The sequence below is a fragment of the Pseudomonas marginalis genome (genome assembly GCF_900105325.1).
Taxonomy (GTDB): Bacteria; Pseudomonadota; Gammaproteobacteria; order Pseudomonadales; family Pseudomonadaceae; genus Aquipseudomonas; species Aquipseudomonas marginalis.
Map to the genome: position 1 here is coordinate 3,557,341 of NZ_FNSU01000003.1, position 14,250 is coordinate 3,571,590.

Genomic DNA, 14,250 nt, shown 5'->3' on the forward strand with positions numbered 1-14,250 from the left:
CCGCGCGCCTCGGGTAGAATGCTCGGCCTATTTCCGCGATCGTAGCCCTGCCCATGCCCGATATTTCCTCTCGACACGTCACCATCATCGGCGGTGGCCCTGCCGGGCTGATGGCCGCCGAAGTCTTGAGCCTGGCCGGGGTGCGAGTAGACCTGTACGACGGCATGCCCTCGGTGGGGCGCAAATTCCTGCTGGCGGGCGTGGGCGGCATGAACATCACCCACTCCGAAGCGTACCCCGCGTTCCTGTCGCGCTACGCCGAGCGTGCCGCGAATATGGCGCCGATGCTGCGCGGGTTTGGGGCCGAGGCGTTGTGCGAGTGGATTCATGGTCTGGGTATTCAAACCTTTGTCGGCACCTCCGGTCGTGTATTTCCTACCGATATGAAAGCCGCCCCGCTATTACGTGCCTGGCTCAAACGCCTGCGCGACCAGGGTGTGGTTATCCACACCCGGCACCGTTGGGTGGGCTGGAATGCCGAGGGTGATTTACTTATCCACAGCCCGGACGGCGAAAAAGTTGTTCACAGCGATGCTGTGCTGTTGGCCTTGGGCGGCGGCAGTTGGTCGCGCCTGGGTTCCGACGGCGCCTGGCTCAAGCTGCTGGAGGATAAAGGCGTGCCTTACGTGGCACTGCAACCCAGCAATTGCGGCTTCGAGGTGTCGGCCTGGAGTGAATTGATGGTCAGCAAATTCGCCGGCGCACCGTTGAAAAACGTCGCCATTGGCCTGGGGGATGACAAGCCGCGACTCGGCGAATGCGTGATCACCGCCACCGGTATCGAGGGCAGTTTGATCTACGCGCTGTCGGCGCCGATTCGTGAGGCGATCAACCGTAATGGCTCGGCGACGGTGCATATCGATTTGCTGCCGAGCAAGCCATTGGACAAGGTCCAGGCCGCCTTGACCAAGCCGCGTGGCTCACGCTCGATGAGCAAGCATTTGCACAGTCAATTGGGCCTCGATGGGGTCAAGGCGGCGCTGCTGCGCGAGTTGGCACCCGCCGAACACTTCAACGACCCGGCGCAGTTGGCGGGGGCTATCAAGGCGTTGCCGCTGACAGTAGTGAAGACACGGCCGATGGATGAAGCCATCAGCACCGCAGGCGGTGTGCCCTTTGAGGCGTTGGATGAGCGGCTGATGCTCAAGCAATTGCCGGGGGTGTTTTGTGCGGGGGAGATGCTGGACTGGGAAGCGCCGACCGGGGGGTATTTGCTGACGGGGTGTTTTGCCAGTGGCAGAGCGGCTGGGCGGGGGATGTTGGAGTGGCTCAACCGCTGAGATCTGCGGTGGATTCAAAGCCGCCATCGGGGGCAAGCCCCCACAGTTTGATTTGTGAATACATTCAAAATGTGGGAGGGGCTTGCCCCCGATGAGGCCATCAGCCACCCCGCAAAATCACTTCTTCTTACGCGGCCCGGTATTAAACACCGGCACCTTACGCACCGGCTTGATCGAAGGCTCCGACGGCGCCACTTCACCACTGTCCACCCACTTGCCGAGGTTGCGTTTACCACCGCCACCACCGGACGCCTTGGGCTTCTTCGGTTTTTTCGGCTTCTTCACCACCTGACCGCTGGCATCGGTATCCGGCACGCGGTGTTCCGGCTCGAAATCCTGTTCCATCTTGCGGGTCAAGGTCTGGCGGGTCAGCATCTCGATGGCCGACAGCATGTTGACTTCATCGGCGCACACCAGGGAAATCGCCTCACCGGTGTTACCCGCGCGACCGGTCCGGCCGATGCGGTGGATGTAGTCCTCCGCCACGATCGGCAGGTCGAAGTTGACCACCAGCGGCAGGTCTTCGATATCCAGGCCACGGGCCGCTACATCGGTGGCGACCAGGATCTGCACTTCGCTCGATTTGAAACGGTCCAGCGCGCGCTGGCGCGTGGCTTGCGGCTTGTCGCCATGGATGCCATCGGCGTTGATGCCCAGGCCCTGCAACTTATCCACCAGCGCATCCACGCCGTTACGGGTCTTGGCAAACACCAGCACCTGCTTCCAGCGGCCTTTGCGCATCAGGTGCACAAACAGCTCCGCCTTGCGCTTCTTGTCCACCGGCACTACCCATTGCTTGACGGTGTTGGCGGCGACGTTACGCGGGCTGACTTCGATGGTCAGCGGGTCGTTGAGCATCTGCCCGGCCAGCAGGCGAATGTCATCGGAGAAGGTCGCGGAGAACAGTAACGTCTGGCGCTTTTTCGGCAGCATGCGGTAGATGTTCGCCAGTTCTTCGGAGAAGCCCAGGTCGAGCATGCGGTCGGCTTCGTCCAGCACCAGGGTTTGCAGCTGGTTGAGTTTCAGCGCGTTCTGGCGGAACAGGTCGATCAGGCGGCCCGGCGTGGCGACCAGTATGTCGACGCCCTTGCGCAGCTTCATCATCTGCGGGTTGATGCTCACTCCGCCGTACACCGCGTAGGTGGTGAGCGGCAGGTGCTGGGCGTATTCGGCAACGCTGGCGTGAACCTGCTCGGCCAGCTCACGGGTCGGGCACAGGATCAGCGCGCGCGCCGAGTTGGCGGCGACTTTCGGCCCTTCCATGGTCAGCAGTTGCAGCAGCGGCACGGCGAAACCGGCGGTCTTGCCGGTGCCGGTCTGGGCCGCGGCCATCAGGTCGCGACCGGCGAGCACCGCCGGAATGGCTTGCGCCTGCACCGGCGTCGGGGTCTGGTAGCCGAGCGTCTCAAGGGCGCGCAGCAAGGGTTCGATCAGGCCAAGTGTGGCGAAAGTCATGTAGTTACCGTAGGAAAAATTCAGCGCAAGGGCGTAATGCGCGGCAGTTTACCTTATTTCCGGCTTGGGCTTTCGCCACTGGGGCAGGCTGATCAACAGCACGGCGCTGATAATCACCAGCATGGCCAGGGCCTCTTCCAGACCGATGGTCTCGCCGATGAACACAATCCCCAGCAACACTGCGACGGCGGGGTTGACGTAGGCATAGCTGGTCGCGGCTGCCGGGCGTACGTGCTTGAGCAGGTACATATAGGCGTTGAAGGCGATGATCGAGCCGAACACGGCCAGGTAAGCCAGGGCCAGCCAGCCTTCCAGCGGCGGCATGGCTTGCAGGCGCTCACCGGTCAGCGCGCTGGCGATCAACAGTGTCACCCCGGCCACCAGCATTTCTGCGGCACTGGCCATAGCGCCCGGCGGCAACGGCAGGCGCCGACTCCACACCGAACCAAACGCCCACGACGCTGCTGCAAACAACAACAAAGCAGCGCCCATGGGGCTCGACTGCAATGTGCTGCCCATGTTGAGCATGGCGATACCGATCATGCCCAGGATCACCCCGGCCCATTCCAGCCGGGTATTGCGCGCGCCCCAGAAATACCCACACAGCAAGGTGAACAACGGCACGGTCGCCACCGCCAGCGCCGCCACGCCGGACGACACTCCAGTGTGCTCGGCCACACTCACCGCGCCATTGCCGAAGGTCAGCAGCAAAATACCGATCTTGGCAGCGGCCTTCCACTGCTCCCAGGTCGGCGCCGGCGCCCCACGCCAACGCAAAAAGCCATACATCGCCGCACCCGCCAGCAAAAAGCGAATGCCGCCCAGCATCAGCGGTGGCCAGTATTCAACGCCGATGCGAATAACCAGGTAGGTGGAACCCCAAATCACATACAGTGCAAAAAAGGCGGCGATCAACGGTAAGGGAAAGCGACGTGTGCCAGGCATTGGGCGGCTCGAAGGCAGAGATAAGAGAGGCTTATTCTAAAAAGGCAGGTTGTTAAACATAAGTTACAAAACCTGTTTAAACCGCCCATACACTTTTCAAAACATGGTTATGAGGGCTATAAACCATGCTTTCGAAAGCCACGCGCAACTGGAGCCTTCCGATGGACAAATACGACCGCATGCTCCTCAGCGCCCTGCTCGAAGACGGCCGCGCCTCCTACGCGCAACTGGCCCGCACGGTAAACCTCTCCGCCCCCGCCGTGGCCGAACGCGTGGCCAAGCTGGAAGCCAGCGGGGTGATCACCGGGTACCAGGCCAAGGTGGATTTTTCGAAAGTGGGCTTGCCGATTCAGTGCGTGATCGAACTGCGGCTGACCAACCACGGCAACCAGAAGGTCTATGACGCACTGGCCGAAATCCCGGAGTTGACCGAATGCCACCGGGTAACGGGCGATCCGTGCGTGATCATGCAAGCGGCGGTGGGCTCGATGCCGGAGTTGGAGAACTTGATCAATCGGCTGGCGAAATTCGGGTTCAGCAAGACCTCGATCATTTTGTCGAGCGCGATCGAGCGGCGGGTGCCGTTGGGGCAGTTGGAGGTCAATGGCAAAACGGTTGCCTGATCTACCGCCATCGGGGCATGGGTATCTACACAACCTTCCAGACCCTGACAAATCTCCCTGTGGCGAGCGGGCTTGTCCCGCGTTGGGCTGCGAAGCAGCCCCAAAACCAGCCTCTACAGAGTGTCTGATACACCGCGTTCTTCTCTACTGGGGCTGCTACGCAGCCCAACGCGGGACAAGCCCGCTCACCACAACAGCTCTATCTGCCGGGCGTTGAGCGTTGAGCCAAAGTTGTTTAGATACCTATGTCCATCGGGAGCAAGCCCCCTCCCACATTTTTTTGAACGGCGTTGTTCTGTCAGAACCCGCGATGCTTCTTAAGATGCTCATTGATCTTCGCCGCCGGCACTTTCTGCAAGGTGCACAGCAGGTCGTGGGACAGTTCGCGCAAGCCATGGGTACGCCGCAGTTCCTGGGCCAGGTGCGCCGTGAGGTTGGCGGCCATTTCCGCATCCGCCAGCGCGCGGTGGGCCTGGCCAGTGTGGGGCAGTTTCGCGTAGGCGTTGAGGGTGCCGAGCTTGTGGTTGGGCGCAGCCGGCATCAGGCGGCGGGCCAGCAGCAGGGAGCAGGCGAATTTTTGCAGGCGGGTGCGGCGGATCAAGCCCAGTTCGAAATCCCAGAACTTCTGGTCGAACGCGGCGTTGTGCGCCATCAGCGGCGTGGTGCCGACGAATTCGTTGACTTCGTTCATCACCCGCTCGGCCGGCGGGGCGCTGCGCAGCATGGCGTTGCTGATGCCGGTGAGTTGCTCGATAAAACCGGGCACGCGCACACCGGCGTTCATCAGGCTCTGGTAGCGGTCCACGATCTGGCCGCGCTCGAGGATAACCACCGCGATTTCCGTGGCCCGGCAGTGGCTGCTCGGGGTGATGCCGGTGGTTTCAAAGTCGATGACCGCTATACGTTCCAAACCTGTTCCAACTCCGTCTAACCCTTTATTTATTAAGCCGCTGTGCTTATTTGAGCAGCAACGCGCCTTCGATCGGCACGTAGCGGCTGGCGGCACGTATCAATGAGTTGGCCGTCAGCCCCGGTACACCGTAGGCCACGGCTTCGACGCCGTGCTTGTGGATGATGCGGTCGAGCAGCATGTCGAAATCGCCGTCACCGGAGGCCAGCACAATTTCGTCGACGTGGTCGGCGGCGTCCATGATGTCGATGGTGATGCCCACGTCCCAGTCACCCTTGGCCGAACCGTCGCTGCGCTGGATATACGGCTTGAGCTTTACCGTGAACCCCAGGTTGCGCAGGATCTGCTGGAACTGCTGCTGCTTGCTGTCACCGCGGTCGATGGCATACGCATAGGCCTCGACGATCTGCCCACGCGAACTGATATCAGCCCACAGGGCGGCGTAGTTGAAATGGCAACCATAGGCCTGGCGGACGGTGTAGTAGAGGTTTTGTACATCGGCGAACACTGCAATTTTCTTCACCGCACTTCCCCATGACAGCCAGGCGCCAGGGCCCGGAAAGGGTGCCAGTATGCCAGCCGCGAGAAGGTTGCCGGGAAAAATCAGACCGGGGCGGCTCAGCGCCCCGGGCCGGAAGGGTCAGACAAAGGAATCGTCGTCGCCGAAGGAAGAGGAATCGTCGGAATAGTCGCTGTCGGCAAAGCTGTCCGAGGCATTGTCGCTGCCCCAGCTGTCATTGCCGGCGAACTTCTGGTCATCGTTGCCCCAGTTGCCGTTGTCACTGGCGGGCGCCGGCTCTTCACGGATGATCTCTTCCACCACCTGCGGCTGTTGCGAGTTGTGGTTGAACAGGCTGCTGATGCCTTCGGCCAGCAACACACCACCGGCCACGCCCGCGGCGGTTTTCATCGCGCCACCGAGGAATCCGCTGCCAATGGGCGCGGCGGCAGGTTGCTGCGGCTGCTGATAGTTCTGTTGCGGCGCTGGCTGGCCAAAGGACGGCCGCGCCGGTTCACGCCAGCCGCCGCCGGAAGAGGCCGGAGCGGTCTGGGCCGGTTGCGGATCACGGGAACCGCCGCCAAAGATGCTCGACAGGAAACCACCGCCGCTCGCCGGGGCCGCTTGTGCGGACTTGGCCCGCTGCAACTCATCCTGCAATTGCTGGATCTGCTGCGCCTGTTGCTTGTTCTGCGCGTCGAGACTCTTGAGCGCGTGTTCCTGAACAAGGATCGACTGGGTCATGTAGTACCCGGCGGCCGGTTGGCGAGTCATATGCTCCTTGATCCGCGCTTCGGCCTGGGCGTCGCGGGGGGCTGAGTCCGTTTCGGCTTGCTGCAACCGTGAAAACAGTCCATCGATCAGGGTTTGCTCTTCGCTGTTCATGGCGACCTCGTTAGATTGCCGGTAGAAATCGTGGCCTTGCCTGTGATCAGGCCAGGTGCTTAACCGTTATGGGGGTGTTACGAGTTGTTTCAATGGTCTTTACTCAAGGTTTACATTTGCTTACCGCTGGCCATGATCGGTTAAAGTGTTGCCCTTGCTTTCAGGCCTGCGATGAACCCGATGAATCCGTTAGACGTATTGCGTGACTCCTTCCGTTTTACCCGAGGTAACCTGGGCGCAATCGTCCAACTGTGCCTGCCATTGGTGATCCTCGAAGCCCTGTTGCAACAGCTGCTCGACCACACGCTCGGCGCGGATGCGTTCCCCGGCTACAGCGTGGTGGTGGGCTTGCTGGTGTACCCGCTGTACACCGGTGCCTTGATCCTGTTTCTCGACGCCCGCACCCGTGGCGAGTCGCCGCGCACCAAGGACATCTGGGCCATGGCCCTGACCCTGTGGCCGCGCTTCGCCCTGCTGACCGCCATGAGTACCCTCCTGATTCTGCTAGGCCTGTCGCTGTATTTCCTGCCGGGCCTGTGGCTGATGGTGGTGTTGGCGTTCGCCGAGTACCTGCTGGTATTGCGCGGCATGCCGGCGCTGGAGGCGATGAAGGAAAGTCTGCGCCTGACCCGTGGGCATTTCTGGCGAATCCTGGTGTGCCTGCTGTGTGTCATGACGCCCCTGTGGCTGCTCAAGGGCGCCAGCGTCGCGGCCTATCCCAACCCCGCGCCGTTGCTGGGGCTGTTGATGGACAGCGCCCACAGCTTCCTGCAACTGTTCACCAGCGTGGTGCTGTTCCGTTTATTCATGCTGATCGGTGGCGATGCCGACGCGCGGTGATATGCTCCACGCCACTCCTGAAACGCCATAAGCCGAGCCGATGACCCGTTTATTGCGCATCACCCTGCTGGGCCTGCTGATCGTCGCAGGCCTGCTGACGGCCCTGATCTACAGCCTGACCTGGCGCCCCGCCGCCAAGGAGACCCTGCCCGTCAGTTGCGTCGCGCCCCGTGCGCCAACCCTGTTGCCCGGGCAGGCGCTCAAGGTCATGACCTGGAACGTGCAATACCTGGCCGGCAAGAACTACGTGTTCTGGTACGACACTGCCGACGGCAGCGGCCCGGACGACCGCCCCACCGTAGAGGACATGGCCGCCAGCCTCGACGAAGTGGCGCGGGTGGTTCGCGATGAACAACCCGACATCCTGCTGTTGCAGGAACTCGACGAAAACGCCAAGCCTTCCCACTATCAGGACCAACTGGCGCTTTTGCAGGAGCGCCTGGTCGACCTCTACCCGTGCAGTGCCCAGGCCTTCGACTGGAAAGCCGACTTCGTGCCCGACCGGCATATCTTCGGCAGCGTCGGCCGCAAGCTGGCCACCCTGAGCCGCTACCAGATCGAACACGCCGAACGCCTGCAATTGCCGGCGCCCGAGGCCAATATCATCAGCCGCCAGTTCCAACCCAAGCCGGCCTTGCTGCTGACCTACCTGCCGCTGAGCGATGGCGGCCAACTGGCGGTGCTCAACACACGCCTGGATGGCGACGCGCCGGGGCGCAATGCGGTGCAGGAACAGGTCATCAGCACGGTCAAGCTGTTGGATAAATTCGAAGGCCGTGGCACGCCCTGGCTGATCGGCGGCGATTTCAACCTGCTGCCCCTGGGGCAGTTCCTGCGATTGGAGGCGGGTAAGCGCGGGCAGTATTCGCCGGACAGCGAGCTGCATTTACTGTGGGACAAGTACCCGATGATCCCGAGCAACAGCCAATCCAGTGGGATTGATCGTGAGAAATGGCTGACGTACTTTCCCAATGACCCGAGCATCGATGGCCCGGATCGCACCGTCGATTACCTGTTCTACAGCCCGCGGATCAAGCGGGTGGAGGCCAAGGTGCGGCAGGAGGATACGTTGCGTATTTCCAACCATCTGCCGGTGATTGCGCGGTTCCTGTTGCCCGCCGCGCAATAACCCACACAACAAGATTAATGTGGGAGGGCCGGTGCAACGATTCGACTTGCCCCCTCCCACATTTGAATCTCTGCCACGCTTACTTTCGGGGTTTGATCCGCGCGGTCGGCTCGGCTATCAGCGGATCATCCGGCCAGTAATGCTTGGGATACCTGCCCTTCAGATCCTTCTTCACTTCGGCGTAGGTACTGCGCCAGAAGTTCGCCAGATCCTGGGTCACCTGCACCGGCCGCCGCGCCGGGGACAGCAGGTGCAACTTCACCACTTGGCGCCCGCCGGCAATGCGCGGGGTGTCGGCCAGGCCGAACAGTTCCTGCAAGCGCACCGCCAGGATCGGCGGCTGTTCGCTGTAGTCCAACCGCACCGATGAACCCGATGGCACCTTCACATGCTGCGGTGCCAGTTCGTCCAGGCGCTGGGGCAGCGGCCAGGGCAGCAGGTTGTGCAGGTAGCTGGAGATATCCAGGTTGGCGAAGTGACTCAGGCGCGAGACTTTGCCCAGGTAGGGCATCAGCCAGTGCTCCAGGCCGGCGAGCAGGGCGCTGTCGCTGACGTCGGGCCATTCGCTGGTTTTGCCGGCGTCCAACTGGCGCAACAGCAGGACGCGGGATTGCCATTGGCGCAGTTCCGGGGTCCAGGGCAGCAGCTCCAGGCCTTTGCGCCGCACCAGGTTGACCAGCGCCTGGCTGCGCGCGGCTTCGTCGAGGCCGGTGAGCGGTTCGCGGCTGAGCACCAGTTCACCGACTTTGCGCTGGCGTTCGGCGCGCAGCACGCCTTCGCGCTCGTCCCAGTCCAGTTGATCGACGTTGCGCACTTGTTCCGCGAGCACCGTGTCGAACAGCGCCGGATCGAAGTCCGCCGCCAGATAAATACGCTCTTCACGCTGGCCCTGGCGGCTGCCGAGGTCGGCGATCACCAGCCAAGGTTGTTTCATCAGGCTGTCGGCCTCGGCGAATAATGCCGCGCGGCCATTGGCCAGGCGATATTCGGCACCGCCGGGGCGACGTTGCTGGGCGACACGGTCCGGGTAGGCCAGCGCCAGCAAGGCGCCGAGCCAGCGCGGGTGGTCGGGGTCGGCCACCGGCCGGGTCGCCTGGCCTCTCAAATGGCCACGGTATTGCCGCGCCAGTTGCTTGGCGCGTTGCACGCCGCCTTGAGTACCGCGCGCACGCTCTTCACCGGACATCAGCGCCAGGCGGCTGTGCAAATCCGCGCCGCCACCACGCAAAATATCGCGCTCGCCCAACAGTGCCGCGACATCACAGGCCGTGGCCGCCAGCCCCAGGTCCTGCCCGCGCAGCAACAAATGGGCGATGCGTGGATGGGCCGGCAGCTCGGCCATCTTCTGGCCATGTGCCGTGAGTTTTTCGTCATTCAAGGCCCCGAGGCGTACCAGCAAATCCTGGGCCTGGGCATAGGCGGCGGTGGGTGGCACATCGAGCCACACGAGCTGTGGGGGCGTGACGCCCCAGCGCGCCAGCTGCAAGGCCAGGCCAGCGAGGTCGGCGGCGAGGATTTCCGCACTGCCATACGCGGCCAGCCCTTCATGCTGGTCTTCGGACCACAACCGATAACACACCCCCGGCTCCAACCGCCCGGCCCGGCCCGCGCGCTGGGTGGCGCTGGCGCGGGAGATGCGCTGGGTGTCGAGGCGGGTCATGCCGCTGCCGGGGTCGAAACGCGGCACCCGCGCCAACCCGGCATCGATCACCACACGCACGCCGTTGATGGTCAGGCTGGTCTCGGCGATGTTGGTGGCGAGCACCACTTTGCGTTTACCGGCCGGTGCCGGATCGATGGCCGCGCGCTGGGCGTTGAGGTCCAGCTCGCCATGCAGCGGGCAGAGCAACACGTCAGGGCTATTCCCCAGGGCGTCGGCCAGTTTCTGGTTGACCCGGCGAATTTCCGCCTGGCCCGGCAGGAACACCAGCACGCTGCCGGTTTCATCGTGCAGGGCTTCGAGGATGGTTTGCACCACGCGCGGCTCGATAAATTCACCGGCCTGGTACGGCCGCCCCCAACGCATCTGCACCGGGAACATGCGCCCCTCGCTGCGCAGGATCGGCGCATCGTCCAGCAGGCTGGCCAGGCGCTCGCCTTCAAGGGTGGCGGACATCAGCAGGATTTTCAGCGGTTGCTCGTCGCGAAACAGGTCGCGGCCGTTCAGGCTCAAGGCCAGTGCCAGGTCGGCGTCGAGGCTGCGCTCGTGGAATTCGTCGAAGATCAGCAGACCGACACCGTCCAGTGCCGGATCGTCCTGCAAACGACGGGTGAGGATGCCTTCGGTGACCACTTCGATGCGCGTGTTGGGCCCGACCTTGCTGTCGAGACGGATGCGATAGCCGACGGTTTCACCGACTTTCTCCCCCAGTTCGCTGGCCAGGCGTTCCGCGGCGGCACGGGCGGCCAGGCGCCGGGGTTCGAGCATCAGGATGGTCTGCCCCGCCAGCCAAGGCTCATTCAACAAGGCCAAGGGCACGCGGGTGGTTTTACCGGCGCCGGGCGGCGCTTCCAGCACGGCTTCATGGCGATTCGCCAAGGCGTCACGCAGGGCGGGTAAAACATCATCAATGGGCAACGAATTCATACTGGCTCCCGAATAGGTCGGGAATGATAACAATGCCCTTTCTAATGCACGACTCAAAACGGTCGCGCTTTTAGAACCTCCATTACACGCTGAGCCTGGAGCATCATGGATGCCGTATCAGAACAACGGAACTCGACCAGCTCACAAATTTTCTGTAAATCGCTGTGGAGATTGCGATTGAAAATAGGCTCGTGATGGGCAATTCGATTTCGCAGGTGGCGTATCGTCTCCAAGTCGCAAGCAATTCGCTGTCGATGGAGTTTCACTGATCCACTGGGATCAAGGTTGGGAAACAATTGGAAAAGATAGGGCTCCCATAGCCGCTGATCATTTCGCTTGGTGAATTGTTTTTCCCAAAATACATTTTTGAGCTCTGTAACAACGCCACCCGTTGTTCGGTGCTTTTCACGGGTTCGACCCAGGTCCATCTTCGCGTCGTATCTCGCCCCTGCGCCAGTAGGAAGGCTGCGCAACAGGCCAACACTCCACGGCCATTCAGACCCGTATCTAAGAATCAGCGCCTCGGAGACAGCATTTCGTACAACCACTTCGCAGATATGTAAGGGGATCAGAAAGACACCGGATACTTGCGCATTCCATGCATAAAGCTCTACTGCACGCTCTATTGGCAAACCCGCACCCACAGTGGCCGACTCATACGTCGCAATTCTTGCCTCTGAAAGAGACGCTCGCAAGGCTTGAAGGTGGCGCATCTCGGGTACAGCTCCCATAAAGAGAATAGGCTCCAAGCCCGCAATCTGCGCCGCCGCAGCCATCTCTGGCTGGACGGCGCACGTAGCTGTCGATGACAATGACATTGACGACATCCCAGTACTTCCCTATAGTCGACTCACTAGCCGAGGGACTTGTTGGCGAAAGCCTCCCCCCACGGACGTACGAAAGTGATTCAAAAAAAGGCCCACCCTTCGGTGGGCTTTTTTGTTTCTGATGATTTTCACCGATCCGTTAATGATCAGACATGACCGACCCACTCACGAAGCTGTGTCAACCTCGCCTCAAGTGTTTCAAGTTCTGTTTTGAGTTGAGCACGCTCCGCCCGCAAGATCGCTAAATCAATTTGCTCTTCATCCTCGGCTATCTCGACATAGCGGGCCACATTGAGGTTGTACTCATTCGCTTCAATTTCCGTGCGTGAAACCAGCGTTGCATAACGCTCTACACTTTGGCGGTTATCGTAAGTCTGCTCAATTCGATCCAGATCAGCATCGCGCAGCGAGTTCCAAATCTTTCCTGGCTGGAAATCACGACTGGCATCTATAAAGAGCACATCATCACCCGACTTGTTCTTACGCAGAATCAGAATTGCCAACGGGATTGATGTGTACGACAGCATTTTGGCCGGCAGACCAATCACTGCATCAACCAAATTCTCTTCGATAAATTGCTTTCTGATTTGCAGCTCTGCGGCGCCTCTGAAAAGCACCCCCAGAGGCACGAGCACAGCCATGCGTCCAACTTCAGATGCGAGCGTTTCAACCATGTGGCTTATGTACGCGTAGTCACCCGAAGTGCGCGGAGGAACACCTCGCCAAAAACGCCGATATCCATCTCTCTCAGCATCTTCATGGCCCCAGTCCCGAACGGAAAAGGGAGGATGAGAGACCACCACCTGAAACTTAATCAGATCGCCGTTCGCCTCCACCAACTTTGGATTGCGTAGCGTATCTCCCCACTCCAGCCGAAAATGGGTTTCACCGTGAAGGATCATACTCATCCGCGCCAACGATAAAGTACTGCCGTTAGCTTCTTGCCCATAGAGTGAACACCCCCACGTGCAAGGCGATTTCAGAGCATATTCGTTGCAGGCAATCAGTGTGGAAGCCACGCCACAAAACGGATCACTTATGCGTTCACCCCCTACGGGCCGCATCAAACGAGCCATCAACCTGGAAATCTGCGGCGTCGTGAAAAACTCACCACCTCGCTTACCACTGTTGCTTGAGGCATGCGTCAAAACCGCGTCACACGCCCAAGCTGCAGCCTCTTTCGCGCCATCTCGAACAGGGCGAAAATCCAGCGCGTCACAATTTAATGCGTGAAGCAGGCTACCCAGGGCACGGTCTTTTGGCGTCTCATTACCCAGTACGATGGAGTCGAAATCTATGCCCAGAAAGGCATCTTTCAATTCGTAATTAGCACTCTGCAATGCAGCAAGAGCCTGGTTCAGACGATTGCCATTTCCCGGCTCGCGAGCATTGCTCAGTAATCGATAGAAGTCCGCTTTCTCAGGCACAATAAAGCGCGCGTCCTCCATCGCTTTATGTTCTTTGCGAGGCTCGTCAAGAAGCACATCGGACAAGTACTTGAGCAAGAGCAGCGCCATGGTGAAGCTGACGCTTTCAATCGGATCACCGTACCCGCGAAAGACATCGGCACTTCGCAAAACAGCCTCGTCAATTTCACCTTTCCTGTCTTGATCAAGCATGGCGAACCCCCTCTCGCAAAATGAGGTTAGTGAGAAATGTCGTTTCCAATCGATCAAGCTCGCTCAAACGGTGCCTGATAGCGGCCATCTTTTCCGTGGTCTCGTCCATTTCAGCAATTTGCTTTTGCCTGTCCATCGCCGGAACTTCGATTTCCAAGGAAAGCAGGGCCGATTTGGTGAGTGCCTTAATGCCGGTACCCGTCAACATCACACTTATCTTTACCTGCGTTGCGGGCTGATTGAGATACCAGGCAAGGAAACGACCATTCAAGTTGGCTTCGGGGGTAATTACGTTCAACTGCCCCATTGGAAACACAGGCTCTTCAGCGCCCTCAAAAAACCAGGCTTTGTAATAGTCTCCGCGTGAGGGCAGGACAACGTCGCCTGGACGCAGGCAATGGGACAGATATTTTTCATCCAGCCACACGCGAGGGAGTTCATGCCAATGCAGTGGCTTGCTTGATACCAGGTCTCTGATCGCTACCGCACGCACATTGCCGTCTGGATTTTCCTGAGGTGGGTTGCTTCTAAAAACCACTGCCGTGCGAATTTTGGTAAGCTTCATAAGGTCAACGCTGTAGAGCTCTTCTGTAATGTTGCGGCAATATATGTCACGGCCTGCATAACAAGCAAGCAGTAGATTGCTACTGC

Annotated in this window: 13 protein-coding genes; 4 read left to right on the plus strand and 9 right to left on the minus strand. The window is 60.4% G+C overall.

Going from position 1 to position 14,250, the window contains the following annotated elements; all coding sequences use genetic code 11:
* Positions 1 to 53: 53 nt before the first annotated feature.
* A complete protein-coding gene (locus BLW22_RS25765; protein WP_074847722.1) occupies positions 54 to 1,280 on the plus strand; it encodes a TIGR03862 family flavoprotein in 1,227 nt (408 codons plus the stop codon).
* Between the two features lie 117 nt (positions 1,281 to 1,397).
* On the opposite strand, the gene BLW22_RS25770 is transcribed toward BLW22_RS25765, so the two are convergent.
* Positions 1,398 to 2,735 (minus strand): RNA helicase RhlE1, encoded by a 1,338-nt coding sequence (locus tag BLW22_RS25770; protein ID WP_065924995.1) that lies wholly within the window; start codon positions 2,733 to 2,735, stop codon positions 1,398 to 1,400.
* 48 nt (positions 2,736 to 2,783) lie between these two features.
* Positions 2,784 to 3,680 (minus strand): drug/metabolite exporter YedA, encoded by an 897-nt coding sequence (gene yedA / locus BLW22_RS25775; RefSeq protein WP_065924994.1) that lies wholly within the window; start codon positions 3,678 to 3,680, stop codon positions 2,784 to 2,786.
* A 161-nt stretch (positions 3,681 to 3,841) separates the two neighbouring features.
* On the opposite strand from yedA, the gene BLW22_RS25780 reads away from it, so the two are divergent.
* Positions 3,842 to 4,303 (plus strand): Lrp/AsnC family transcriptional regulator, encoded by a 462-nt coding sequence (locus tag BLW22_RS25780; protein ID WP_065924993.1) that lies wholly within the window; start codon positions 3,842 to 3,844, stop codon positions 4,301 to 4,303.
* A 298-nt stretch (positions 4,304 to 4,601) separates the two neighbouring features.
* On the opposite strand, the gene BLW22_RS25785 is transcribed toward BLW22_RS25780, so the two are convergent.
* The 3 genes from BLW22_RS25785 to BLW22_RS25795 all read right to left on the minus strand — a co-directional run bounded on the left by BLW22_RS25785 (position 4,602) and on the right by BLW22_RS25795 (position 6,597).
* Positions 4,602 to 5,213 carry a 3'-5' exonuclease gene (locus tag BLW22_RS25785; protein ID WP_065924992.1) on the minus strand — a complete coding sequence of 204 codons (612 nt, stop codon included), beginning with the start codon at positions 5,211 to 5,213 and terminating at the stop codon, positions 4,602 to 4,604.
* Positions 5,214 to 5,259: 46 nt separating this feature from the next.
* Positions 5,260 to 5,736, minus strand: coding sequence for an NYN domain-containing protein (locus tag BLW22_RS25790; protein WP_024077544.1), 477 nt, complete (start codon positions 5,734 to 5,736; stop codon positions 5,260 to 5,262).
* Positions 5,737 to 5,853: 117 nt separating this feature from the next.
* Positions 5,854 to 6,597, minus strand: coding sequence for a DUF2076 domain-containing protein (locus BLW22_RS25795; protein ID WP_074847723.1), 744 nt, complete (start codon positions 6,595 to 6,597; stop codon positions 5,854 to 5,856).
* 180 nt (positions 6,598 to 6,777) lie between these two features.
* Between BLW22_RS25795 and BLW22_RS25800 the strand changes: the two genes are divergently transcribed.
* Together BLW22_RS25800 and BLW22_RS25805 are read left to right on the plus strand one after the other, a co-directional pair.
* Positions 6,778 to 7,437, plus strand: coding sequence for a YciC family protein (locus BLW22_RS25800; protein WP_065925008.1), 660 nt, complete (start codon positions 6,778 to 6,780; stop codon positions 7,435 to 7,437).
* A 40-nt stretch (positions 7,438 to 7,477) separates the two neighbouring features.
* The gene (locus BLW22_RS25805) at positions 7,478 to 8,566 is read left to right on the plus strand and encodes an endonuclease/exonuclease/phosphatase family protein (RefSeq protein WP_074847724.1); all 1,089 of its coding nucleotides are present in this window, start codon (positions 7,478 to 7,480) and stop codon (positions 8,564 to 8,566) included.
* A gap of 79 nt (positions 8,567 to 8,645) precedes the next feature.
* Here BLW22_RS25805 and hrpB read toward each other — a convergent pair whose 3' ends face one another.
* The 4 genes from hrpB to BLW22_RS25825 form a co-directional block, all read right to left on the minus strand.
* On the minus strand, positions 8,646 to 11,153 hold the full coding sequence (hrpB, locus tag BLW22_RS25810) for an ATP-dependent helicase HrpB (protein WP_074847725.1): 2,508 nt from the start codon (positions 11,151 to 11,153) through the stop codon (positions 8,646 to 8,648).
* Positions 11,154 to 11,206: 53 nt separating this feature from the next.
* Positions 11,207 to 11,971, minus strand: coding sequence for a hypothetical protein (locus tag BLW22_RS25815; RefSeq protein WP_235865611.1), 765 nt, complete (start codon positions 11,969 to 11,971; stop codon positions 11,207 to 11,209).
* Between the two features lie 155 nt (positions 11,972 to 12,126).
* Complete coding sequence (locus BLW22_RS25820) at positions 12,127 to 13,599, minus strand: N-6 DNA methylase (protein WP_074847726.1); 1,473 nt, start codon at positions 13,597 to 13,599, stop codon at positions 12,127 to 12,129.
* Positions 13,592 to 14,164: a restriction endonuclease subunit S gene (locus tag BLW22_RS25825; protein ID WP_065946567.1), complete on the minus strand. Its 573-nt coding sequence runs from the start codon at positions 14,162 to 14,164 to the stop codon at positions 13,592 to 13,594. The genes BLW22_RS25820 and BLW22_RS25825 overlap by 8 nt, the downstream gene beginning before the upstream one ends.
* Positions 14,165 to 14,250 lie beyond the last annotated feature (86 nt).